This window comes from Salmonella sp. SAL00670, from assembly GCF_046552235.1.
GTDB classification, from domain to species: domain Bacteria; phylum Pseudomonadota; class Gammaproteobacteria; order Enterobacterales; family Enterobacteriaceae; genus Salmonella; species Salmonella enterica.
The window spans coordinates 829,378-853,250 of the sequence record NZ_JBGDUO010000001.1 but is presented as its reverse complement, the minus strand read 5'-3'; the positions used below and the strand labels follow the sequence as shown (position 1 = coordinate 853,250).

19 protein-coding genes are annotated in these 23,873 nt (G+C 47.6%); 10 read left to right on the top strand and 9 right to left on the bottom strand.

Translation table 11 applies throughout. The features are described from left to right. The first annotated feature begins 137 nt into the window (after positions 1-137). The 3 genes from hrpA to cybB all read left to right on the top strand — a co-directional run bounded on the left by hrpA (position 138) and on the right by cybB (position 5,551). Positions 138-4,040, top strand: a complete 3,903-nt coding sequence (hrpA, locus tag ACLJRS_RS04225; protein ID WP_024135799.1) for an ATP-dependent RNA helicase HrpA — start codon at positions 138-140, stop codon at positions 4,038-4,040. 63 nt (positions 4,041-4,103) lie between these two features. Next, positions 4,104-4,904 (top strand): YdcF family protein, encoded by an 801-nt coding sequence (locus ACLJRS_RS04220; protein ID WP_001098518.1) that lies wholly within the window; start codon positions 4,104-4,106, stop codon positions 4,902-4,904. Between the two features lie 116 nt (positions 4,905-5,020). After that, entirely contained in the window at positions 5,021-5,551 is a 531-nt protein-coding gene (cybB, locus tag ACLJRS_RS04215) for a cytochrome b561 (RefSeq protein ID WP_000527277.1), read from the top strand. 270 nt (positions 5,552-5,821) lie between these two features. Here cybB and ACLJRS_RS04210 read toward each other — a convergent pair whose 3' ends face one another. From ACLJRS_RS04210 to ACLJRS_RS04185, 6 genes are all read right to left on the bottom strand, one after another. After that, positions 5,822-6,484, bottom strand: coding sequence for a class I SAM-dependent methyltransferase (locus tag ACLJRS_RS04210; protein WP_001672692.1), 663 nt, complete (start codon positions 6,482-6,484; stop codon positions 5,822-5,824). A 463-nt stretch (positions 6,485-6,947) separates the two neighbouring features. Next, on the bottom strand, positions 6,948-8,498 hold the full coding sequence (locus ACLJRS_RS04205; protein ID WP_001532476.1) for a glycosyltransferase family 39 protein: 1,551 nt from the start codon (positions 8,496-8,498) through the stop codon (positions 6,948-6,950). 136 nt (positions 8,499-8,634) lie between these two features. Continuing rightward, on the bottom strand, positions 8,635-9,315 hold the full coding sequence (locus ACLJRS_RS04200; RefSeq protein WP_000560166.1) for an amino acid ABC transporter permease: 681 nt from the start codon (positions 9,313-9,315) through the stop codon (positions 8,635-8,637). Continuing rightward, positions 9,312-10,043: an amino acid ABC transporter ATP-binding protein gene (locus ACLJRS_RS04195; RefSeq protein ID WP_001196340.1), complete on the bottom strand. Its 732-nt coding sequence runs from the start codon at positions 10,041-10,043 to the stop codon at positions 9,312-9,314. Before ACLJRS_RS04195 ends, ACLJRS_RS04200 begins: the two co-directional genes overlap by 4 nt. A 24-nt stretch (positions 10,044-10,067) precedes the next feature. Then, positions 10,068-10,715, bottom strand: a complete 648-nt coding sequence (locus ACLJRS_RS04190) for an amino acid ABC transporter permease (RefSeq protein WP_000094446.1) — start codon at positions 10,713-10,715, stop codon at positions 10,068-10,070. Positions 10,716-10,721: 6 nt separating this feature from the next. Further along, complete coding sequence (locus tag ACLJRS_RS04185) at positions 10,722-11,483, bottom strand: transporter substrate-binding domain-containing protein (RefSeq protein ID WP_000949370.1); 762 nt, start codon at positions 11,481-11,483, stop codon at positions 10,722-10,724. 906 nt (positions 11,484-12,389) lie between these two features. Between ACLJRS_RS04185 and ACLJRS_RS04180 the strand changes: the two genes are divergently transcribed. Then, positions 12,390-12,734: a DUF1294 domain-containing protein gene (locus ACLJRS_RS04180; protein WP_000281185.1), complete on the top strand. Its 345-nt coding sequence runs from the start codon at positions 12,390-12,392 to the stop codon at positions 12,732-12,734. 120 nt (positions 12,735-12,854) lie between these two features. On the opposite strand, the gene sseJ is transcribed toward ACLJRS_RS04180, so the two are convergent. Continuing rightward, positions 12,855-14,081 carry an SPI-2 type III secretion system effector SseJ gene (gene sseJ, locus ACLJRS_RS04175; protein ID WP_001131430.1) on the bottom strand — a complete coding sequence of 409 codons (1,227 nt, stop codon included), beginning with the start codon at positions 14,079-14,081 and terminating at the stop codon, positions 12,855-12,857. A 425-nt stretch (positions 14,082-14,506) separates the two neighbouring features. Here sseJ and ACLJRS_RS04170 point away from each other — a divergent pair, with 425 nt between their 5' ends. Next, on the top strand, positions 14,507-15,223 hold the full coding sequence (locus ACLJRS_RS04170) for a membrane protein (RefSeq protein WP_000997195.1): 717 nt from the start codon (positions 14,507-14,509) through the stop codon (positions 15,221-15,223). A gap of 128 nt (positions 15,224-15,351) precedes the next feature. Here the strand turns inward: ACLJRS_RS04170 and steB are convergent, their stop codons facing one another. Continuing rightward, a complete protein-coding gene (steB, locus tag ACLJRS_RS04165; protein ID WP_001540100.1) occupies positions 15,352-15,753 on the bottom strand; it encodes a type III secretion system effector SteB in 402 nt (133 codons plus the stop codon). Positions 15,754-16,275: 522 nt separating this feature from the next. Here steB and ACLJRS_RS04160 point away from each other — a divergent pair. The 3 genes from ACLJRS_RS04160 to ACLJRS_RS04150 all read left to right on the top strand — a co-directional run bounded on the left by ACLJRS_RS04160 (position 16,276) and on the right by ACLJRS_RS04150 (position 19,495). Then, the gene (locus tag ACLJRS_RS04160) at positions 16,276-16,551 is read left to right on the top strand and encodes a metal/formaldehyde-sensitive transcriptional repressor (RefSeq protein ID WP_001120770.1); all 276 of its coding nucleotides are present in this window, start codon (positions 16,276-16,278) and stop codon (positions 16,549-16,551) included. 31 nt (positions 16,552-16,582) lie between these two features. Next, on the top strand, positions 16,583-17,701 hold the full coding sequence (locus tag ACLJRS_RS04155; RefSeq protein WP_000842141.1) for an S-(hydroxymethyl)glutathione dehydrogenase/class III alcohol dehydrogenase: 1,119 nt from the start codon (positions 16,583-16,585) through the stop codon (positions 17,699-17,701). Positions 17,702-17,869: 168 nt separating this feature from the next. Further along, on the top strand, positions 17,870-19,495 hold the full coding sequence (locus ACLJRS_RS04150) for a methyl-accepting chemotaxis protein (protein ID WP_000528478.1): 1,626 nt from the start codon (positions 17,870-17,872) through the stop codon (positions 19,493-19,495). Between the two features lie 60 nt (positions 19,496-19,555). Here ACLJRS_RS04150 and ACLJRS_RS04145 read toward each other — a convergent pair whose 3' ends face one another. Continuing rightward, on the bottom strand, positions 19,556-20,479 hold the full coding sequence (locus tag ACLJRS_RS04145; protein WP_000414259.1) for a LysR substrate-binding domain-containing protein: 924 nt from the start codon (positions 20,477-20,479) through the stop codon (positions 19,556-19,558). Between the two features lie 292 nt (positions 20,480-20,771). On the opposite strand from ACLJRS_RS04145, the gene ACLJRS_RS04140 reads away from it, so the two are divergent. Together ACLJRS_RS04140 and ACLJRS_RS04135 are read left to right on the top strand one after the other, a co-directional pair. Further along, the gene (locus ACLJRS_RS04140; RefSeq protein WP_000024091.1) at positions 20,772-22,115 is read left to right on the top strand and encodes a VOC family protein; all 1,344 of its coding nucleotides are present in this window, start codon (positions 20,772-20,774) and stop codon (positions 22,113-22,115) included. 48 nt (positions 22,116-22,163) lie between these two features. Then, positions 22,164-23,672: a carboxylesterase/lipase family protein gene (locus ACLJRS_RS04135; RefSeq protein ID WP_000933983.1), complete on the top strand. Its 1,509-nt coding sequence runs from the start codon at positions 22,164-22,166 to the stop codon at positions 23,670-23,672. The last annotated feature ends 201 nt before the right edge of the window (positions 23,673-23,873 follow it).

Genomic DNA, 23,873 nt, shown 5'->3' with positions numbered 1-23,873 from the left:
ATATGTCGCAGGGATAGCGCAATATATCGAACCCTTTGTTCGAAATTATTGAACAACACAAAAAAAGCCCCAATGTGGTACTCTATACCTATCATTTAAAACGATTTTAAACAGGCAGAATGCTGCCCAAGAGCTTTATGACTGAACAATCTAGGTTGACACTTCAGGTGTTACAGCAGCGGCTGGATGCACTGATGCTGCGCGACAAACAGCGCTTTTCGCGCCGCCTGCATGGCGTAAAGAAAGTAAAAAATCCTGATGCGCAACAGGCCATTTTCCAGACGATGGCGAAAGAAATTGAACAGGCTGCGACGCAGGTCGCTCTCCGCGAAGCGGCGCGCCCCTCAATCACTTATCCGCAAAATCTGCCTGTTAGCCAGAAGAAACAGGACATTCTGGAAGCGATCCGCGATCATCAGGTGGTGATCGTGGCAGGGGAAACCGGTTCCGGTAAAACCACCCAGTTGCCGAAAATTTGTATGGAACTGGGACGCGGAATTAAAGGACTTATTGGACATACTCAACCGCGTCGTCTGGCGGCGCGCACCGTCGCTAACCGCATTGCCGAAGAGTTGCAAACGGAGCCTGGCGGCTGCATCGGCTATAAAGTTCGTTTCAGCGATCATGTCAGTAGCAACACCATGGTCAAACTGATGACGGACGGTATCCTGCTGGCGGAAATCCAGCAGGACAGGCTATTGATGCAGTATGACACCATCATTATTGATGAAGCGCATGAACGCAGCCTGAATATTGACTTCTTGCTCGGCTATCTGAAAGAACTTCTGCCGCGTCGCCCCGATCTGAAAGTGATTATTACCTCTGCGACCATCGACCCGGAACGCTTCTCGCGCCACTTTAATAACGCGCCGATTATCGAAGTCTCTGGCCGAACGTATCCCGTAGAAGTTCGTTATCGCCCCATTGTGGAAGAGGCTGACGACACTGAACGCGATCAGCTACAGGCAATTTTCGACGCTGTCGATGAACTGGGGCGTGAAAGTCCCGGCGATATCCTGATTTTTATGAGCGGAGAGCGGGAAATCCGCGATACCGCCGACGCCCTGAACAAGCTGAACTTACGGCATACCGAAGTGTTGCCGCTGTATGCACGCTTGTCGAACAGCGAACAGAACCGCGTTTTCCAGTCGCACAGCGGACGCCGTATCGTGCTGGCGACTAACGTGGCGGAAACCTCGCTGACGGTGCCGGGTATCAAATATGTGATCGATCCTGGCACTGCGCGCATCAGCCGCTACAGCTACCGCACTAAAGTGCAGCGCCTGCCGATTGAACCGATCTCACAGGCTTCCGCCAACCAGCGTAAAGGGCGTTGCGGACGCGTATCGGAAGGGATTTGCATTCGTCTGTATTCGGAAGATGACTTTTTGTCACGTCCGGAATTTACCGACCCGGAAATTCTACGTACCAACCTGGCGTCGGTTATTTTGCAGATGACCGCCCTGGGGCTGGGTGACATTGCCGCCTTCCCGTTTGTCGAAGCGCCGGATAAGCGCAATATTCAGGATGGCGTGCGTTTGTTGGAAGAGCTGGGGGCGATTACCGCCGACGAACAGCAAACGGCATATAAGCTGACGCCGCTGGGCCGACAATTATCCCAGTTGCCGGTCGACCCGCGCCTGGCGCGTATGGTTCTGGAAGCGCAAAAGCATGGCTGTGTGCGCGAAGCGATGATCATTACTTCCGCACTCTCTATTCAGGATCCGCGCGAGCGCCCAGTGGATAAGCAGCAGGCTTCCGATGAGAAACACCGGCGTTTCCATGATAAGGAGTCTGATTTTCTGGCGTTTGTTAACCTGTGGAATTACCTCGGCGAGCAACAAAAGGCCCTGTCGTCGAATCAATTCCGCCGTCTGTGTCGCACCGACTATCTGAACTATTTACGCGTGCGTGAGTGGCAGGATATCTATACCCAACTGCGTCAGGTGGTAAAAGAACTGGGGATTCCGGTAAACAGCGAACCCGCAGAATACCGGGAAATTCACGTTGCGTTGTTAACGGGGCTGTTGTCGCATATCGGGATGAAAGATGCCGATAAACAAGAGTACACCGGCGCGCGTAACGCCCGATTCTCTATTTTCCCCGGTTCCGGTTTATTCAAAAAACCGCCGAAATGGACAATGGTCGCAGAACTGGTGGAGACCAGCCGTTTGTGGGGGCGTATCGCTGCCCGCATTGAGCCAGAATGGGTGGAACCGGTAGCCCAGCACCTGATTAAACGTTCATATAGCGAACCGCACTGGGAGCGGGCGCAAGGCGCGGTGATGGCGACGGAAAAGGTTACTGTCTACGGTCTGCCGATTGTCACCGCGCGCAAGGTGAATTACAGCCAGATTGACCCGGCGTTGTGTCGCGAGTTGTTTATCCGCCATGCGCTGGTGGAGGGGGACTGGCAAACCCGTCATGCCTTCTTCCGTGAGAATCTAAAATTGCGTGCGGAAGTCGAGGAACTTGAGCACAAATCTCGCCGCCGCGATATCCTGGTGGATGACGATACCCTGTTTGAGTTTTATGACCAGCGTATTAGCCATGACGTTATTTCCGCCCGCCACTTTGATAGTTGGTGGAAAAAAATCAGCCGCGAGACGCCGGATCTGCTCAACTTTGAAAAAAGTATGCTGATTAAAGAAGGCGCGGAAAAAATCAGCAAACTGGATTACCCGAATTTCTGGCACCAGGGCAATCTCAAGCTGCGTTTGAGCTATCAATTTGAACCGGGCGCGGATGCTGACGGCGTGACCGTCCATATTCCGTTGCCGCTACTTAACCAGGTTGATGAGAGCGGTTTTGAATGGCAGATCCCAGGACTGCGCCGTGAATTAGTTATTGCGCTGATTAAATCGTTGCCAAAACCGGTACGTCGCAACTTTGTTCCGGCTCCAAACTATGCTGAAGCGTTTTTAGGTCGCGTAACGCCGCTGGAGCTGCCGCTGCTGGACGCTCTGGAGCGTGAACTGCGCCGGATGACCGGCGTCACGGTCGACCGGGAAGACTGGCATTGGGATCAGGTGCCCGAGCATCTGAAAATCACGTTTCGCGTGGTGAATGACAAAAACAAGAAACTGCAGGAAGGGCGTTCGCTCGCCGAGCTTAAAAATGCGCTGAAAGGCAAAGTGCAGGAGACGCTCTCGGCGGTGGCGGATGACGGCATCGAGCAGAGCGGGCTGCATATCTGGAGTTTCGGCGAGCTGCCGGAAAGCTACGAACAGAAACGCGGTAATTATAAAGTGAAGGCGTGGCCGGCATTAGTGGATGAGCGTGACAGCGTCGCTATCAAATTGTTTGATAATCCGCTGGAACAACAACAGGCGATGTGGTGCGGTTTACGCCGTCTGCTGTTGCTCAATATTCCTTCACCGATAAAGTATCTGCATGAGAAATTGCCGAATAAAGCCAAGCTGGGGCTGTACTTTAACCCGTACGGCAAAGTACTGGAGTTGATTGATGACTGTATCGCCTGCGGGGTAGATAAGCTGATAGATGCCAACGGCGGGCCGGTGTGGAGCGAAGCAGGTTTCACCGCGCTGCACGAAAAGGTACGCGCCGAGCTGAATGATACTGTGGTGGATATCGCGAAGCAGGTTGAGCGCATCCTGACGACCGTATTCAATATCAATAAGCGTCTGAAAGGGCGGGTGGATATGAGCATGGCGTTGGGGCTTTCCGATATCAAGGCGCAGATGAACGGCCTGGTATACCGTGGTTTTGTGACTGGCAACGGCTTTAAACGTCTCGGCGATACGCTGCGTTATCTGCAGGCAATTGAAAAGCGGCTGGAGAAACTGGCTGTCGATCCGCACCGCGATCGGGCGCAAATGCTGAAAGTCGAAAGCGTCCAGCAGGCGTGGCAACAATGGATAAATAAACTGCCTCCAGCGCGTCGCGAAGATGATGATGTTAAAGAGATCCGTTGGATGATTGAAGAACTGCGTGTCAGTTATTTCGCCCAACAGCTCGGTACGCCTTATCCTATTTCCGATAAGCGTATTTTACAGGCCATGGATCAGATTACGGCCTAAAAAGCCAGGCGACGATGTCTTTCAAAGAGATCCGGTACAAGTTCGGAACAAAAAGGAGGAATTATGAATACAACGCCATTTCCGGCGCTCTCTGCGGAAACATTGCTGGCGGTGAATACCGTCGGACAGTGGCTGGCGCAAAATGATTTTTCCGGCGAACAATCTTATTCGTCGGATTGCGTCGTCCTGGCGGGCAATGCGGTGATCCCCACTATCGACGCGGCCTGTCGCATCGCCAAAGCGCAAGGCGTTCCTTTACTGATTAGCGGCGGTATAGGTCATTCGACGCCGTTTTTGTACGCCGTGATTGCCCGGCATCCGCGCTACCACACTATTCGCACAACCGGACGCGCTGAAGCCGCGATCCTCGCGGATATCGCGAACCAGTTCTGGCATATTCCGGCTGAGAAAATTTGGCTGGAAGATCGGTCAACTAATTGCGGCGAAAATGCCCGTTTCTCCTGCGCACTGATCCGTCAGGCGAAAGAAAACATTAACACGGCTATCGTTGTGCAAGACCCCACCATGCAGCGGCGCACTATCGCGGCATTCCGGCGCGTGACAAACGACGACACCGATGCGCCGCGCTGGCTGAGTTTTCCTGGTTTTGTTCCGGTACTGCGCCACCTTAACGGCGGTACACGTTTTGCCAACGTTGAAGAGGGCATCTGGACGGTGGAGCGTTATCTGTCTCTGATTGCCGGCGAGCTGCCACGTTTGCGTGACGATGAAACAGGGTATGGACCGCGCGGTAAAGATTTTATCATTCACGTTGATATCCCACGCGATATTGAAAACGCATGGCAGGTATTGCAGGCAGATACGACGCTGCGCAGTGCGTTAGAACAGAGAGCGTTACGCTAAAAATCGCCCGTTTGCGAGGGTGAACGGGCAAGTGCGACCACCATCTCATAAATTTGATGAATTATTTATAAAAGCTGGTTATGTTGTCGCTTTACGGTTTTCATTCAGGACGCGCTATGGGCAATAAGTATTCCGGCCTGCAAATTGGTATTCACTGGTTAGTCTTTTTTCTGGTTATTGTGGCTTACGCCGCGATGGAACTACGCGGTTTTGCGCCGCGTAGTTATCGGCCCTGGTTTAATATGACGCATGTTTCATGTGGTATCACTATTTTGCTTTTAATGGTGGCGCGCTTGATTATTCGGCTGAAATATCCCACGCCGCCCATTGTTCCTCGTCCAAAACCGATGATGACCGGAATGGCGCATTTGGGACATCTGGTGATTTACCTGTTATTTATCGCGCTGCCTGTTATTGGTCTGGTCATGATGTATAACCGCGGCAATCCCTGGGTCGCATTTGGCATTACTATGCCGCATGCCGCCGAAGCTAACTTTGAACGCGTAGATATGCTGAAATCCTGGCACGTCACGCTGGCGAATCTGGGCTATTTTGTTATTGGACTTCATGCCATCGCTGCTTTGATGCATCACTATTTCTGGAAAGACAATACGCTGTTACGGATGATGCCGCGTAAGCGTGACTGACCGTCCTGCATGACGTTTGTCGCAGGTGGGGTTAACTGCTTCAGGTAAACAAGGCATCTATCAGAGGGGATTGCGTATTCCATACAGAAAACGCCTGCGTCTAACCAGGACCCGTGACGCAGGCGAAGGAGGACGGGTCTACATCGGAAGCGGGTATTATACTTATTTGTATGACAAATAAAATAAGCAATTGCTATTCCGTAATCCAATGTTTAATCAACGGGTTAAACCCACATGATCGCGCTGCCGACCGCTCGGAAGTGCCTGTACTTACGATGAGCGTGGCGTAGTGGCGGAAAATAGCGCAACGGCGCCATGTTGCTCCAAAGTCACCTTAGCGAAATGTTCGTCCAACACGCTGCGTAACGTATCGGCTGAATCATTGGTATTACTGAATATTCCTTTCTTGTTATAAACAGCCATTAATTTCTTACCAAAAGCATTGTGAGGAACCTCTTTGCCCAGAATCGTGGCGCCAAAAAGTGTGCCGCCGAGTTTAAGCGCCATACCGGCATTTTTAATTGCCTTCGCTTTTGTTGTCATCTCACCAGGTAAGCAGTGCAGAAGATAGTACATCGAAACGGAATCGAAGCGCCCGTGCCAGTCCGCCGGGAACGTGTCGAAAACATCGTGTTGTAGTGTGGCGCGGATTTTCGTATTACCCACTCGGCTGGCGGCTATTTTCAGGCTATCCGGATTTAAATCCATCAGCGAAATGGCATGAGTCGCAGGTGCATGTTTCAGGTAATAACCTGTACCTACGCCAATATCCAGGTGAGTCTCGCCCATGTGATGCAGGAAGAAAGGAAGTAGTTGCGTATCAGTAGGACACTTCCATGCATATTTGTTTGAGATATTGAGTACCCACCAGTCATATAAGCTAAGCGTGAATGGGTTATAGACTTTTGCGCCTGATTGTTGTGTATGCTTCATTGTTCTCTCACTAAATAATTTCGCGCTGGAATTAAAACAACGAAGCAATCGTTAGGCAAGCATTAATCAGGTGAGTGAGTAATTTAATGCGATGAATAAAGGAGATATTATGAATTAAGCGGCTATCTTAAAGAATATAGAGGATAATAATAGCTGATAAATGAGTTGAACAGTCATATTATTATAAGCTGATAATTAATAATCGTTGATGTACGCGTATTAAGCCCTTTGATAATAACAATGCAATTAAATGCAGGAAGAACAATATTTATTCAAACACATAAAGCGATTATTGCACATTAATTGATATTTTAAATGTTACGCTGAGATAGCCATCTTTATTTAATATCACCTACCTGGAGGCGATATGATTGAGGTTTTTGAAGCGTTTGGCTGGACCTTACTTTTAGGCGGTCTGGCAGTGGCAGTACTGTTTATCACTGCACTGGATAAAAAACGGTAATCATTGCATTTGACGCGCCTGTTGAGTCGGTATTACAAATAACTGTACCTGAAATCTACCACTTCTGAAGTTTGCGATATTTTGCCATTCTGACGGCAAGGGATAATCCTGACTAAAGTTACCGCCGCTTACCAACCAGACACGATGGTAACTTTTTGAAAGCGTTGTCAGAGTATCAATATATGTCTGATCGGCTTGCGCATAAAACAGTGAACCAAAGCCATAGGCATTCGGTCTGCCTGATGTTCCATGAGCGTTAGGCGGTGTATAAAGAAACGTACGATAATCTCGCTTATTATAATACACATAACTTAAATAATCGAACATTTTACTGACTACCACGGCATCATTAGGCTGGTGACGGGTATTAATATAGTTTACCAGTGGTTTAAACTCGTCTATGTGCTCAGGGTTATTATGATATGAACCATAGCCGAATAATAAGGTGAATAAGATAAACCAGAAGCCACAAACCGCTTTTTTTGCGCGGGTAAGTAATACCGCGAGCAGGGGAGGAATGCTCAGCGATGAGAAGAAGAAATAACGATCGATAAATAACGGCATCCACCAGGAAATGATGAAGACCAGCATTACAGGGATGACCAGATTACAAAATAATATCAGCTGATATCTTTCATATTCTCCGTTGCATAAAGATATTCGCCCCACAGTACCGATAAAACCTCCCACAGCCAGCCACAGAATGAACGACGGAAAACCCTGTCCGTTGTTTCCGGTAAAGAAATGCCAATACATCGCAGGCAGGTCACGCCATGTTACGGGGGGAATCCAACCGATATCATTACCGGCTCTCAACTGCGCCAGATGAGTCAGTAAATTAAACAATACGGGCAACCAGGGGAGATAAGCGACAGCAATCGCCAGGTTAGCAAACCACCAGCCAGGAAGTTTAAGGTAGCAGGCCGTTTTATGGCTTTGGCAGGATAATATTGTTACTGCGATCCAGTGGGCAATAAGTGTAAATAGGGTGAAATAATGGGTGTAAAAGCTGAACGTCATAAGTAAAGCATACGCGACAAGATAGCGATTATGGGTGGGTGTTTTTATCCACATCATCAATGCTAACGCGGCAGCGAGTGTTAGCATTCCCATTAACGCGTACATGCGCGTTTCTTGACTGTAATGGACTGCCATCGGCATCAGGGCGGCGAACCATCCCGCCAATAAGGCTGTACGTTCATTTGCCAGCCATCGCGTAAGCGCGATAACCAGCACAACTGTCAGGATCCCAAAGAGTAGACTGAGAGAGCGTACCGCTGCAATGCTATCACCCCATAATATCATCCAGTCATGCAGTAACAGATAATAAAGCGGAGGATGCACGTCAAAAGCGGCATGGAAGAGCAGATTATCTACGCTATGTCGACTAATCAGCACGCTGGACGCTTCGTCACACCAAAGGTAGCGGTCAGTTAAAAACAGCAACCGTATAAGGACGGAAAATATGACAATGAGACAAACATGATATTTATACTTTATTTTTCTTAACCCATCGCCGGGCTGCCATATTGATAGTTGTGGTAGCGCCATAATATCCTCAATGGAGTAAGACTTAGACCAGAATGGACATCTAACGCAATAATGAAGGTTAAAATCTTAATCAACGCTAAATAAAAATAACTTTGATAATGTCAGTGGTGAATTAATCAGAATAGTGCAGTACAACTCAGTAACCCTGACCGTAATGGCGAAGCAGTCTATGCTCTAAAAACCGGGTCAAACCGACGATAAAGGTAACGCCAATAAGATACACTATGGCGGCAAAAAGGTAAGCATGGAAGAATTTAAAGCTGGTTGCAGCAACCTCCTGAATTCGCGCGAAAAACTCAGTATATTGGATAAGAAAAACGATGGTGCTGTCTTTAAGGTTATTAATCACCTGATTCGTTAAGGCTGGAATGGAAGACAGCAATACCTGAGGCAGTATAATCCACAAAAAGACCTGCCGTTTGTTCAACCCCTGAACGACTGCTGCCTCCGTTTCATACTTATTCAATGCGTTATAGGCCGTTGTCATGTACGCGGCATTATATGCGCCGACATTCAAGGTAAAACCTGTAACCGCCACGGTAAAAGAGGACAGGTGAATGCCAGATTGAGGTAAACCATAATAGATAACAAATAGAATAAGAATGAGTGGCGTACCGATAAAGAAATCCATGTACAGTCGAGTTATGGCTTTTACCACGGGGCGATGGCTCAGGCTCAGAAAGAAAATAATAATTCCCCACAAAAAACCGGTGATGGAAACAATCAGCGCAAGTTTACAGGTTTCTTTAATACCGTCCACAACAAGTGGCAGTTGTTCAGTCAGGTCATTAAAGAAGAGAGACCAGCCAGCGATCATCGTTGTGCCTCGCTAAAAAAACAGTGGATATCTGGATCCGTTTCTCGTAAGGCAAGATCGGTAAAAGCGCCTTCTGCACGAATCTTGCCATGATTAAGAAACGTTACGTTATCGCTTAGTAATCTGGCGAGGCGAATATCATGAGTGACGCATAATATAGTGACGCCATTGTCGTGAAGTTGCTTGATCAACATTCCGACTTCACGAGTCATGAGCGGATCAAGCGCAGACGTCGGCTCATCAAAAATAATGAGTTCTGGGTCGGTGACCATTGTACGGGCCAGGGCGACGCGCTGTTGCTGGCCGCCCGATAATTGCGAAGGGTATTTCGCGCTATGCGAGGCCATATCAAGTTTTTGTAGCTCATGTAAGGCTTTCTCCCGGGCTAGTTGTCCCGGCATGCCAAACACTTTACATAGGGCAAGGGTAATATTATCCATGACGTTAAGATGGCGATACAAAGCGTAATTCTGGAAGACACAACCAACTTTTTTTCTGAACTCAAGAATAGTAAATTCTTTGTCGTAAATATTTTTCCCGTGAAAATAAATATTGCCATAATCAGGTTCTTCTAATCGAAGCAGACAGCGTAAAAGCGTCGTTTTTCCACAACCTGATGGCCCCATGACTACTTTCATGTCTCCCGATTGAATTTTCAGACTAACCGTATCAAGAACCTTTTTTCCTGAATATTCCTTACTTATCTCTTTTAGTTTCAGTAAAGCCATGAGTATCACCTCTATTTTTATGGTTCAACTGATGCGATATTTTTTCTCAAACACTCCGGCCAGAAGAGTAAAAACTTTATAAATAATGAAATATAATACCCCGGCAAGAGTATAGATCTGTAACCCGTTCAGCGTGATGGCTGTCAGTGACATTGCCTGCTTCGTTATTTCAGCGATACCTACAGTATAAGCAAAGGGCGTCGCTTTTAATACAGAAGAAAACTCATTGATAATACCGGGCACAGAAAATCGCAACATCTGTGGCAGTTCAATATTTATTATAACCTGTAATTGACGCATTCCTGCTACTTTCGCTACCGTAATTTCGTATGGCTCAACTAATTTAAGCGCCCCTCTGAACACCTCGGCAAGATAGCTCCCACTGATTAAGCCGACGCTGAGGTTCATGGCCACCAGAGGTGAAACATATATGCCAATCGATGGCAATCCAAAATAAACAAGAAAAACAGCAATAAGTATTGGAATTCCCCGAAGAATAAAGACCAGTACGTCGAGTATCTTCTGTAGTGGAAGGGGGGATAGTCGCCGTAATACGGCGACTGTAAGCCCAAACAAAAACGCTGAGAGAAAACAGGTAAATGTTACAAGCAGCGTATTACCAATCCCTTCCAATAGGAAATAAAAGATAGCCAGCATATTACCTGATGACATAGCTTACTATTTCATCCAGCTATCGACAATGCCAGATATTTTTTGTGGCCCTTGCTCTTTAAGCCATAAGTTGAAATCATCGCGCACGGGAGAGCCTTTCTTAAAGGCAATGCCAAGCTGATCAACATTCTTGAAAACATAACGGCTTTCTATCGGCATCTTTTTCTTATTTTTGAAGGTAAAATAAACCGGCTCTTCTATAAAAGCCAGATCAAGATTGCCATTTTTTAGATCAGCCATCGTCTCATTATAGGTTGGATACAATTTTACTTTACTTAACGAGTAGTATCCTTTGGGCTCCAGATCGTTTTTGATAAGGTCGGAGTAAGCCATTCCTCGAGGGTATCCAATAGAATATTTATTTAATTCATTGAGGTTATTGAGCGTTATTTTATGATTGGCCATACTGACCAGATAAAAAGAGTTGATGTAATAAGGTTCAGAGAAATCAATAACTTTCTTACGTTTATCTGTAATTGAAATTCCCGAAAATGCGACATCTGCCTGACCACTCGCCACTGCGCCAAGCATTCCATCCCAGGCATATTCGGTGATGTTTAGCTTACAATGCCGTGACTGACAGTAAGACGAAAAAAGCTCCAGATCTATCCCCTGCAATTTGCCATCAGCACTTTTAAATAACATAGGGGGAGAGGCTGGTGATACTGCGACATTGAGCGTTCTCCCTTCAACGATGCTATCAGCAAACGCTGAAGACGACATTATTCCCAACACTATCATCGATAAGCCAAATTTTTTGGATAACATGCTATCTATTTCCTGTAGTAAGGTAATGCGTATTATAAATTAAGCATTAGGGCGTGAGCCTGACATTTGCAGGCGTAAAGTACTTAACGTTATGTATTCCATCGCTGTTAACTAATTTAATCAGGAGGTTTGACAGGAATCATCAAAGGGAATGGATTGAATATACCATGAGATATCAACTGGATATGAGTGCAGCGACACCATGAAAGGTGAAAATGTAAAGATATCATAGACATTAGTATACTGGACATAGTTTATGCTCCATTTACGCATACATATTTACATGATAAGCAGATAAATGCTTCAGTGACGGTGCCTTTCATGTCTCTAATTATCATCTTACCACTCTATCCAGGGCCAATATAAAGACTTATCTTTTCTTGTCAAATACATTTTTTGAGCTAAGTTGATTTGCGTGCTATCTATATTTGCAAGCATATAAATTATTTGTCTCATGAACAAACGACAACAAATCAGGATTTTTGACGATGTTGTTATGTTTATCAAAACGTTAACTTGTTTTAATCGATGATAATCTTAATTCAGAAATATCTGAATATATACGGTTGTTGAGATAAAATTCTCAAATTAACATCGTACATCTTATGTAATAAATATAAATACGATTAATAAATCCAAAACTGAGACTGCCAACCGGATAACAAACAGCAATAAAGAGGGTTCTTCATTAAGTTATCCTGGCAACGATTAAGGTGATAACATTTTCGGTGGCTTTACCCATTTTAATCGTGTTCACAGCCGTTAATTACCTTATGATTACCATGGTAATTAAAAATGAATCCTTAATGACTCGTTGGCTGAGTGAAAAAAATTCTACATCACATAGGCGCATGTATCGCGTATAATGGGCTCCGATGCCCCTAATTATTGCTATGACATAATGATATGTATCTTAACCGCTTTTGTTATTTACTCCTGATCTTCGCTGCGGTCGGAAGCATTTTTACATCGCATCCCGTCGCGATGTGGTTCCTGCTCGCCAATGTGCTAACGCTGGCGATCTACGGTATAGACAAAACGGCGGCACGTAAAACCTGGCGCAGAGTGCCGGAATCCACTTTGTTGGTGTTTGGGGTTGTCGGTGGGTGGCCTGGGGCGATTGTTGGTCAACAACTCTTCCGTCATAAAACGCAAAAGCAGCCATTCAAAACATACTTTATTGTCAGTGTGATAGTGAGTATTTTAGTTACGGTGGCGATTTATCGACTCTATCCATTTTTGTCTTACTGAACATAGACTATGTATCACTTATTGACCAATCGGCAGCAAAGATAGCATCATATTTTCATGCCACCGGCACTATGATATTGAGTTGTGTTTTGCTCAAGGCGTACCGCAGCCGATGGAACTTTATTCAGTGGAATAATGATGAGCTATAAAACTTTCTAACATTATGGCAAAACAATGATGGACTTCCTGGGTTGGATGGACAAGGTCGTTGAAGACGTATTGCGGACATATATCTAGCTGAGGGTCTTTAGCCCCGGGAACATGTACATAGCCGTGGTGAGTATAAGGGTTTTCCGTATCATAACCAATATTACTGGCCGCCTCCATTATCACCTTAAATGCATCGGCAGTCTCGTAATAGCATATTTTATGCTGGGGGTATTTTTCTTTTAATTCTTCAACATTAGTTTTTAACAGGGCATTGTGAGCGATGCTTTCATCCTTAAGCTTTCTTTTTTCATCAGAATGTTTGCCATAAGGTGTTAAAGACAAATCGGGAATCCCCATGACCAGAACATTATTAACTCCACCGGAAATTATTTTTTCAATATCATCAATTTGTTGCTCAACGACCATTATTACATTATCTTTGTGTAGTGTCATATAGTCATTAGCCCCCAATAAAAATATCGCCAGGTCCTGGTGAGAAGGGGTGTAAGATGCGACTTGTCTGTCCGTATTTGATACAAAGTCACCGATGCAATTAAAGCAGGAATAGCTTGCCGATGTACTTCCCCCTTCAGCAAAATTAAGCATCTCTTTACCTAAGAAGTGTGGAGATGATAAAAACTCAGTCCAGGTAAATCCATTAGTAAACCTTCCGCCAAAGTATTGACCATAGGAGGGTAAGATATGATGTGTTTTTTCAAACATACGCCCTAAGGAGTCAGACAAGCTGTCGCCAAAAAATACCAGTCTGGTAATATCACCCAAAGAAATATTTTTGGGCTTGGGATGTGATTTATTGATTTCTTTGGCAAGACCAAAAGCTTCCGGATGACATTCAACCTCAATAGATAAAATATTTTCACCATTATCATCTTTAATAATCAACTTATCGGCGTGTTCCTGTGATTCTATAATAAACTGTTCTTTACATCCCTGAGACGCTAAGGCTCGAAGTTTGATGTAGGCTCCGCGAACCTGTACCGGTGTTAGATTCAGTTCCTGATGGTGGTAAAGATTAAAGATACATTCGAGCGCCTCTGCATGGTGGGTGGTAAAGAAATATGCTTTGATTTTCTCCCATAAACTTAATTCCGGAAGGCGTGCGCTTTCTTTTATCGCATTAAATTTTTCAGAACTGATAGATGATGTGAAATAACCCTGTCCAACACTCAATGGCATAGTGTCCTCCTTACTTTATTAAACACGCTTTAGCAAATAATTAATTAGCAAATATTAGCAAGAAAAGTAATCAGGTAAATGGTGTATATGGAATTACGCTTCTTTAACAGTTTTTTGTCGCCAATAAAATACATACAATGTTTATTGTTTTTCAACGAAGTAAATATATCATCAACAACGTGAGGTTAATGCCTGGTACATATTATCTGACTGCTATCATTATTGAGTGTGCGCCTGGCTAAGGCAAAGATCTAAAAAAGAAGCCACTCCTGATTTTAGTGTGCTGGCGTGAGTATGAGCTGGCTTGATACTCAGGAAAAACAGACAAACTTATCATCCGACTATTATTGCTAAAGTGCTAGTGTTTTATGTGACATTTTGATTTCTATTTTCATATTAAATATTTCTTAAGTGAGTTAACTCTAATGAATGATGATTCAATTATTAAAAACTCTTCGATGCTTTTGGCCTATTTAGGTGGTTTGGGATGGGGAAGCGCCTATTTTTATGGCTGGGGCGTCTCCGCGTACTATGGTTTCCCGTGGTGGTATGTAGGCGTCGGCCCTGACAACATTGCCCGAAGTCTATTCCATGCGATTAGCCTGATGGCTATATTCATAATAGCGTGGGGAGTGGGTATTCTATTATTTTTTCTAGTAAAGCAAAAAGCACGTATCCACGACATTAGCTTTTTACGTCTTTTTTTGGCAGCGGTTTTGTTCTTTATTCCAATTGTTATCGAGTTTTCTCTCTTAACAGAATCGTTTTTGTGGGAGCTTTTTTTTATCATTTTACTGGTAGCTTTATGCTTATCGGTGGGGATGCGTTTTTATAGTAAATTGATGCCAGTGATTTGTTTTACGCAACTCAGTTGGGTGCGAAGGCATTGTTTCACTATAGTTATGCTTGGTTTTATTATATATTTTTTTATATTTTCTTTTTTTGTTGGGATCTATAAACCACAATTAAAGAAAGAATACGAAATGATATTGTATGATGGAGGCTGGTACTACGTCCTGGCCAGATATCATGATAGTTTTATTTTGTCGAAATCCTTTACTAAAAATAACAATAGATTTATTATTTTTAGACCAGAAGATGGGCACTCTTATGAAATTACTCTGGTAAAAGTCAGGCTTTAATAAAATGCTGGTTGGCAAGAGCGTGAAATGACGGCAGAACTTCCCATAGCAACGATTGAGGAAAGAACTGAGCGCCCATATCTGTAGGCTGTGGAATAGCAATGCCGGGAAGGACATGGCATGACACTTTATCTGACATTACCATTTGAGTGACAGGTTAGCAGATGTTTCAGGCCAAACCCAAGTTGAACTGGAGCGCTCAGAAGCCGATTACCTACATAACAAATATTGGCCGCAAGCTTATGCTGTGGGCGGAATATACGACCGCTATTATCCAGACTGGCTGTTAACTTATTTATTTTCCCATAGTAACCTATAACAGGCCTCCCTGAGGCATTGGCTAGCATCTGTGCATTGGAAAAACAGGCTCCATTTGCACTATAGCAACTTATAAATTTTATTTCCTCATGAGAGTTGCTAATATGGCGGATTGATTTTGAAAGTGATGATGACTGACTTGCACCGGAACCGTACCGATTTTCATGTTGAACAACAAAAGGAGCACCATGTTTACAAATCGAAATAGGCATGGATTATTACCTGAGATTGATTTCAAATTAACAATAATGATGACGCTTTTGGGTATTAAAAATCTTTCAAATAACGCTCATTTGATTTTTTGTCCACATTGACTAAGCCTGGAAAGACACAGGGTTGAGATATTTTCGCTACCCGTCGGCGGTGTATCGCAGTTGTGATGTTACGTTCTTACAAGACTGACATCTTCATATCATAACCTTTATTCATTACCACCTGGTGAGTAAATAAAAACTATTAAGCAAATATTTACTTCTGGGTAATGGGACTGGATTTACCGGCATTACCTCTGTGCCCCAGTCGGGCAGAACATTGCAGCTTAGAAAGAAAGCTTTGGTGTTTATTGTCTGTGGCCTGAAAAAGTTCCCATGAGCTGAATATGCTGAATGTGAACTGATTCTTGATGGTCTATGCCGGAAATCTATAAGCTATTGATTTTTATATTGTGTGTAATTTTACAATTACATAAACATAAAATTCTGATAGTATACCCCCCTATAGTATATGGAGGTCGAATGCCGCATTCACCTGAAGATAAAAAACGTATCCTTACCCGTGTTCGTCGCATACGCGGGCAGGTCGAAGCGCTGGAGCGGGCGCTTGAGTCTGGCGAACCTTGTCTGGCGATTCTGCAACAGATTGCCGCCGTGCGCGGCGCGTCTAATGGCCTGATGAGTGAAATGGTTGAAATCCATCTGAAAGATGAGCTGGTCAGCGGGGAGACTACGCCAGATCAGCGCGCGGTTCGGATGGCGGAAATCGGCCATCTTCTTCGCGCTTATCTAAAATAACAATTTCCCTCACCGTAACAGGAAGAGATATATGAAATCACGTGCAGCAGTTGCTTTTGGTCCCGGTCAGCCGTTAAAAATTGTCGAGATTGACGTTGCGCCGCCGAAAAAAGGCGAAGTTCTGGTCAAAATCACTCATACCGGCGTTTGCCATACCGATGCTTTTACCCTTTCCGGCGATGATCCGGAAGGCGTATTCCCGGCAGTCCTGGGTCACGAAGGCGGCGGCGTGGTAGTCGAGGTCGGCGAGGGGGTCACCAGCCTGAAACCCGGCGATCATGTTATTCCACTGTATACGGCGGAATGCGGCGAGTGTAAGTTCTGTAAGTCCGGTAAAACTAACCTTTGTCAGGCCGTACGCGCCACTCAGGGAAAAGGGCTGATGCCGGATGGCACTACCCGCTTTTCTTATAACGGCGAACCCGTTTATCACTATATGGGAACCAGCACGTTCAGCGAATATACCGTTTGCGCGGAAATTTCTCTGGCGAAAGTGAACCCGCAGGCGCCGCTGGATAAAGTGTGTCTGTTGGGCTGTGGCGTGACGACTGGTATTGGCGCCGTCCATAACACCGCTAAAGTGAAAGCGGGCGACACCGTTGCCGTTTTTGGTTTAGGCGGTATTGGGCTGGCGGTTATTCAGGGCGCGGTTCAGGCTAAAGCCGGGCGTATTTTAGCTGTCGACACGAATCCGGAAAAATTTACGCTGGCGGGCGAAATGGGGGCCACGGACTTTATTAATCCGAATGATTACGACAAACCGATCCAGGACGTTATTGTTGAGCTTACTGATGGCGGCGTAGATTTCAGTTTTGAATGTATCGGCAACGTTAACGTGATGCGAGCAGCGCTGGAATGTTGTCATAAAGGCTGGGGCGAAAGCATTATTATTGGCGTAGCGGGGGCAGGGCAGGAAATCAAAACCCGTCCCTTCCAGCTAGTGACCGGTCGCGTCTGGCGTGGCTCCGCCTTTGGCGGCGTGAAAGGGCGCACGCAGCTGCCAGGGATGGTCGAAGATGCGATGAACGGTAAAATCCGTTTAGATCCTTTTATTACTCACCGCCTGCCGCTGGAGCAGATTAACGATGCCTTTGAACTGATGCATCAGGGTAAATCCATCCGTACTGTTATCCACTTTGGCGATAACTGATTCATCCGCCAGCGGATTTTCCGCTGGCGCTTTTCTGAATTTTCTGGAATGAATGTTGTGAAAATGTGACGAAGGCGATGCTTTTCGCGGTAAGCAAACGTCACGAAGTGCCGATGACTATCTAACGGGCGTGTTTTACGCATAAAACCTACAAGAGAGTCGACGGTCATGGGCAACACATTCTCGATGCAAGCCTCGCATAAACTGGGCTTCCTGCATCATATTCGGCTGGTTCCGCTGTTTTCCTCCATTCTCGGTGGCATCCTTCTTCTTTTTGCTTTGAGCGCCGGGCTGGCAGGCTATTTTCTGTTACAGGCCGATCGCGATCAGCGTGATGTCACGGACGAGATTCAGGTACGGATGGGATTATCCAACAGCGCTAACCACTTACGTACCGCACGTATCAATATGATCCACGCTGGCGCGGCGAGCCGGATTGCTGAAATGGATGAAATGAAAGCCAATATTGCCGCTGCGGAAACGCGGATCAAGCAGTCTCAGGACGGCTTTAACGCTTATATGTCCAGAGCGGTGAAAACACCCGCCGATGACGCGTTAGATAACGAGTTAAACGCCCGCTACACCGCCTATATCAACGGCCTGCAACCGATGCTGAAATTTGCCAAAAATGGCATGTTCGAAGCGATCATTAATCATGAAAACGAGCAGGCAAAACAACTGGATGCAGCATATAACCATGTCCTGTTGAAAGCGATTGAACTGCGCACCGAGCGGGCAAGACTACTTAGCGAGCAGGCTTACCAACGTACCCGGCTCGGTATGATGTTTATGATTGGCGCATTTACGTTGGCGCTGGTATTGACGTTAATGGCCTTCATGGTACTGCGTCGCACGGTGATACAACCCTTGCAGCAGTCTGCGTCACGTATCGAACGCATTGCGGCGGGCGATCTGACCATGGCTGACGAGCCCACAGGACGCAGTGAAATTGGTCGCCTGAGCCATCATCTTCAGCAGATGCAGCATGCGTTGCAACAAACGGTAGGGGCGGTGCGTCAGGGGGCGGAGGAAATTTATCGAGGCACCAGCGAAATTACCGCTGGTAATACGGATTTATCTTCTCGTACTGAACAGCAGGCTGCCGCCATTGAACAGACCGCGGCCAGTATGGAACAGTTGACGGCAACCGTTAAGCAGAATGCGGATAATGCGCATCACGCCAGCAAACTGGCGGAAGATGCTTCCGGTAAAGCCAGCCGCGGAGGCCAGATGGTTTCCGGGGTCGTACAAACGATGGGGAATATTTCCACCAGCTCGAAAAAAATCTCGGAAATTACCGCCGTCATTAACAGTATCGCTTTCCAGACCAACATCCTGGCGCTGAACGCGGCGGTCGAGGCGGCACGCGCCGGGGAACAAGGACGCGGTTTTGCGGTGGTCGCCAGTGAGGTTCGTACCCTCGCCAGTCGCAGCGCGCAGGCGGCAAAAGAGATTGAAGGCTTGATCGGCGCATCGGTCAGCCTGATTGAACAAGGATCTGAAGAGGTTATCACTGCGGGGAGCACCATGAATGAGATTGTGGATGCCGTCAAACGCGTCACCGATATTATGCTCGACATCGCGGCAGCCTCTGATGAGCAAAGTCGCGGTATTGTTCAGGTCAGTCAGGCTATTTCTGAGATGGACAGGGTTACGCAACAAAACGCGTCGCTGGTCGAAGAGGCGTCCGCGGCGGCCGCTTCGCTTGAAGAACAGGCTGCCCGCTTGACGCAAGCCGTTGATGCGTTTCGTTTACAGGATACTGGCGCGACGATGCGATCATCCTTCCTTTAGTAAGCGTCGCGCCAGCGGGCTATTTTAGCCGCGGGCGCGTTTATTCTCCGACAGCCGCTATCACAGCGGCATCGATTTACGGATCGCCGCAATCAGCATTTGCGCCCCAGTTGAGAGCGGGATATCAACTCGCGTAAGAATACCTATCGGTTCGCCTGCGCTCTGGGTCGGCACGGGTAATGAGACCAGCGTCGCCTGGCGAAGATCTTCTTTAACCGCGCCAGAGGGGACGAACCAGACGTAATCGTAATCTACGGTCAGTTGTCGTGATAACGATGCGGATAGCGTTTCGATACATCCGGCAGGCATTTTACACCCCTGGCTTTGCAACAGGGCTTCCGCATTCTGGCGCGGTACCGTGCCTTTTGGCGAGACGACTACCGGCCATTCCATAACCCGGCTGAGCGTGATCGTCTCCTGTAACAGGGGATGACCGGGGCGTACCACTAATTTAAGCGATTCTAAAAACAGCAGTTCGTAATTTAAACCGCCCATTAATTCCGGGTCTGACATGCGGCCAATACCCAGATCGATCTCGCCTGATTTCAGACCCGCAAGCAACATCGTATTGTTCATGGTCGCGACCTGTAACGAGGTCGATTTTTGCTGTTGATGGAACCGCCCAATAGCCGCCGGGAGTATACCCAGCGCAGCGGTGGGGAGCGCGCCAACACGCACCACATCGGCGCTGGCGTCCTCTTTGCGATTCAGCGCCTGCCCGGCGGTATTCAATGCATCTAATACTTTTACCGCGTGAGTCAAAAATTGTTCGCCAGGAACCGTTAATTGCGCGCCCAGTCGCCCGCGTTCAAACAGACGGGTTCCGGTGAGTTGTTCCAGTTCGTTCAGCGTTTTAGAAAGCGCTGGCTGACTCAGGTTAAGAGTTTCAGCCGCGCGCCCCAGAGTTCCCTGTTGCGCAACGGCGACAAATGTATGAAGGTGGCGCAACCGAATGCGCTGACTAAACAGACCATTTTTTTCCATAAGCGATGTTAAAAACAGAGCCGTGCGGGTGACAAGTAAAGTTGTTTGTTTTTGATAACCTGATAGCAAAATATTATTAACATTTTACCATTTCAAGTTACAACTGTTTTATTTTACTGATGATTCAACTGCCGTTAAGCGTGTTAAGCCGCGATCTGGTCGGGGATATGCCAGCTCATGTCAATCCGTTCTGCATAATGAATTCAGGTCGGATCACAGTTTGTAAATTCTTCTCCCCGGAATGGATGAGGTTTTCTACACTCCAGGTAACATTCACTGGAGGCATGACATTATGGCGAACACCATCACGGCAGATGAGATTCGGGAACACTTTTCGCAGGCAATGTCGGCAATGTACCAGCAGGAAGTTCCGCAGTACGGTACGTTACTGGAACTTGTGGCTGACGTGAATCTGGCGGTGCTGGAAAATAATCCCAAACTGCATGAGCAGTTGGCTAATGCCGATGAACTGGCGCGATTGAACGTGGAACGACATGGCGCCATTCGTGTTGGCACCGCAGAAGAACTTTCTACCTTGCGTCGGATATTCGCCATCATGGGGATGTACCCAGTAAGTTATTACGATCTCTCTCAGGCGGGCGTGCCTGTGCACTCCACGGCATTTCGTCCCATTGACGAGGCTTCGCTCTCGCGTAATCCCTTTCGCATGTTCACTTCGCTATTACGCCTGGAGCTCATTGAAAACGCGGCATTACGCCAGCGGGCGGCGGAGATCTTATCGCAGCGTGATATTTTTACATCGCGCTGCCGACAATTGCTGGATGAGTACGACGAGCAGGGCGGTTTTAGTGCTGCTCAGGCCGAAGAGTTCGTCCGTGAAACGCTGGAGACTTTTCGCTGGCATCGTCAGGCTACCGTTGATGAAGAAACGTACCGCAGCCTGCATCGTGAGCATCGTTTAATTGCCGACGTGGTCTGTTTTCCGGGGTGCCACATTAACCATCTGACGCCACGTACTCTGGATATCGACCGGGTACAGGCCATGATGCCGGAGTGCGGCATTACGCCTAAAATTCTTATCGAAGGTCCGCCTCGCCGCGAAGTGCCTATTCTGTTGCGGCAAACCAGTTTCAAAGCCCTGGAAGAGCAGGTGCTCTTCGTTGATGAAAAGCAGGGTACGCACACGGCGCGCTTCGGCGAAATTGAGCAACGTGGCGTCGCGCTGACGCCAAAAGGTCGTCGATTATATGACGAACTGTTGCACAAGGCGGGAACGGGTAAGGACAACTTCACGCATCAACTCCATTTGCGGGAGGTCTTTAACGCCTTTCCGGATAGCGAATTTCTGCTTCGCCAGCAGGGGCTTGCCTGGTTCCGTTATCGCTTAACGCCTTCCGGCGAGGCGCATCGTCAGGCGATCCATCCTGGCGACGATCCGCAGCCGCTTATTGAGCGCGGTTGGGTGATCGCGCAGCCGATTACCTATGAAGATTTTCTTCCGGTCAGCGCAGCCGGCATTTTTCAGTCGAATTTGGGAGATGAAACGCTGGCAAGAAGCCACGGCAATGCCAGCCGCGACGCCTTTGAACAGGCGCTGGGATGTGCAGTACGGGATGAATTTTCGTTATATCAGGAAGCGGAAGAACGCAGTAAACGCCGTTGCGGTCTGCTTTAAAAGCGGTAAGCTTCACAGGCTGTGAGGATACTGTAAAAGGAAGGCGTTATGTTGAATCCCTCCATCCCGCTGGTGGCGACGCGTCACGGTAAAATCGTGGGCGTCGTACAGGAAGAAATCCATATCTGGCGCGGTATACCTTATGCCGCGCCGCCAACAGGGGAGCTACGCTGGCGTGCGCCGCAGCCTGTTACGCCCTGGCAGGATGTGCGCCAGGCGGATTGTTTCTCCTGCGCCAGTTGGCAGGATATTACATGGTGTCGTGAACTCGGCGGCGGCGATCCGGGAAATTTTTCCGAAGACTGTCTCTATCTGAACGTCTGGGCTCCCGCCGTGCGTCATGAACCGTTGCCGGTCATGGTCTGGCTACACGGCGGCGGTTACACCATTGGCGCGGGGAGTTTGCCGCCCTATGACGGTCAAGCGCTGGCGAAGCGCGGCGCGATCGTGGTGACGGTCAATTATCGGCTTGGCCATCTGGGCTTTTTCGCGCATCCGGCGCTGGAAGGCGAAGGGGCGGAGTGTATTCATAATTTCGCTTTACTCGATCAAATCGCTGCGCTGCGTTGGGTGCAGGACAATATTGCCGCATTTGGCGGCGATACGCAGAATGTGACGTTATTTGGCGAATCCGCCGGCGCCCGCAGCGTGCTGTCGTTGATGGCTTCGCCGTTGGCGAAGGGGCTTTTTCATAAAGCGATTATTCAGAGTGGTTATACGCTGCCGGATACGCCCCGCGAGGTGGCGCTAAAAAAAGGCGTTGCGCTGGCAGAACATCTTGGCTTAGCCCATGCCACTGCCGAACAGCTACGCGCTTTACCGGCAGAGACGTTTTGGCCGCTGGACGCGCCTTTTAAAATTGCGCCGACGCCGATTTCCGGCGACGTCGTGCTGCCGCATCCGATGCTGGAAACCTTCTTTGCGGCGAAACAGCATCCCATACCGGTGATGATCGGCTCGAATAGCGATGAAGCCAGCGTATTGGCCGTTTTTGGCGTCGATATTGCCGGTCAAATTCAAAAAATGCGCCGTGAGCGGCGTGTTGGCCTGGGGTTAATCCGGCTGCTTTATCCTGGAGTGAAAGGCGACGAAGCACTAGGGCGGCAGGTCTGTCGGGATATGGTATTTACCACGTTGGGTTATGTCGTCATGCAAGCGCAGCAGCGGATCGGCGAACCGTGCTGGCGTTACTGGTTTGATTATGTCGCCGAAGCGGAGCATAACACCTACGCGAATGGCGCCTGCCATGGCAATGAAATACCGTATGTATTCGATACGTTAACGCGGGCTGAGCCCACATGCCATTATGTGAATGAGAATGACCTGGCCTTTGCCTCGCAGGTGGCGGATTACTGGGTGAATTTCGCTCGTCATGCCAGCCGCACGCGCGACGTGCTGCACGGCCCGGTTCGCTGGCCCGCCAGCATTCGGGGGCGAGATCGTCTGTTGCGGATTGGGCTGAACAAACTTGCCGGTTTTAAAGTGGAAAACCGCTTTATGCGTGCGCGTCTGGCGCTGTTTAAACGAGTCATGAAACATCACGTTAGTCTGGAATAAACTTTTCATAACCTGAAGAATGCTGCGTGAGGTTTACATCCGATTAGGTCGGTTCTTATCGACATAAAATATTTACGCTTTTGCACAGTTTCCAGGCGACCAACAATTGGATTATTAATGAATTTTGTCTAGAGTGAGCGGTCAGAAACGGGCACATTCTTGCTGCTGAAAAAACCAGCGCGGGACCATTCACAAGACCAG

Coding starts and splice junctions, on each gene's coding strand:
- hrpA (WP_024135799.1), top strand. CDS start 138: ATGACTGAACAATCTAGGTTGACACTTCAGGTGTTACAGCAGCGGCTG.
- ACLJRS_RS04220 (WP_001098518.1), top strand. CDS start 4,104: ATGAATACAACGCCATTTCCGGCGCTCTCTGCGGAAACATTGCTGGCG.
- cybB (WP_000527277.1), top strand. CDS start 5,021: ATGGGCAATAAGTATTCCGGCCTGCAAATTGGTATTCACTGGTTAGTC.
- ACLJRS_RS04210 (WP_001672692.1), bottom strand. CDS start 6,484: ATGAAGCATACACAACAATCAGGCGCAAAAGTCTATAACCCATTCACG.
- ACLJRS_RS04205 (WP_001532476.1), bottom strand. CDS start 8,498: ATGGCGCTACCACAACTATCAATATGGCAGCCCGGCGATGGGTTAAGA.
- ACLJRS_RS04200 (WP_000560166.1), bottom strand. CDS start 9,315: ATGATCGCTGGCTGGTCTCTCTTCTTTAATGACCTGACTGAACAACTG.
- ACLJRS_RS04195 (WP_001196340.1), bottom strand. CDS start 10,043: ATGGCTTTACTGAAACTAAAAGAGATAAGTAAGGAATATTCAGGAAAA.
- ACLJRS_RS04190 (WP_000094446.1), bottom strand. CDS start 10,715: ATGTCATCAGGTAATATGCTGGCTATCTTTTATTTCCTATTGGAAGGG.
- ACLJRS_RS04185 (WP_000949370.1), bottom strand. CDS start 11,483: ATGTTATCCAAAAAATTTGGCTTATCGATGATAGTGTTGGGAATAATG.
- ACLJRS_RS04180 (WP_000281185.1), top strand. CDS start 12,390: ATGTATCTTAACCGCTTTTGTTATTTACTCCTGATCTTCGCTGCGGTC.
- sseJ (WP_001131430.1), bottom strand. CDS start 14,081: ATGCCATTGAGTGTTGGACAGGGTTATTTCACATCATCTATCAGTTCT.
- ACLJRS_RS04170 (WP_000997195.1), top strand. CDS start 14,507: ATGAATGATGATTCAATTATTAAAAACTCTTCGATGCTTTTGGCCTAT.
- steB (WP_001540100.1), bottom strand. CDS start 15,753: ATGCCTATTTCGATTTGTAAACATGGTGCTCCTTTTGTTGTTCAACAT.
- ACLJRS_RS04160 (WP_001120770.1), top strand. CDS start 16,276: ATGCCGCATTCACCTGAAGATAAAAAACGTATCCTTACCCGTGTTCGT.
- ACLJRS_RS04155 (WP_000842141.1), top strand. CDS start 16,583: ATGAAATCACGTGCAGCAGTTGCTTTTGGTCCCGGTCAGCCGTTAAAA.
- ACLJRS_RS04150 (WP_000528478.1), top strand. CDS start 17,870: ATGGGCAACACATTCTCGATGCAAGCCTCGCATAAACTGGGCTTCCTG.
- ACLJRS_RS04145 (WP_000414259.1), bottom strand. CDS start 20,479: ATGGAAAAAAATGGTCTGTTTAGTCAGCGCATTCGGTTGCGCCACCTT.
- ACLJRS_RS04140 (WP_000024091.1), top strand. CDS start 20,772: ATGGCGAACACCATCACGGCAGATGAGATTCGGGAACACTTTTCGCAG.
- ACLJRS_RS04135 (WP_000933983.1), top strand. CDS start 22,164: ATGTTGAATCCCTCCATCCCGCTGGTGGCGACGCGTCACGGTAAAATC.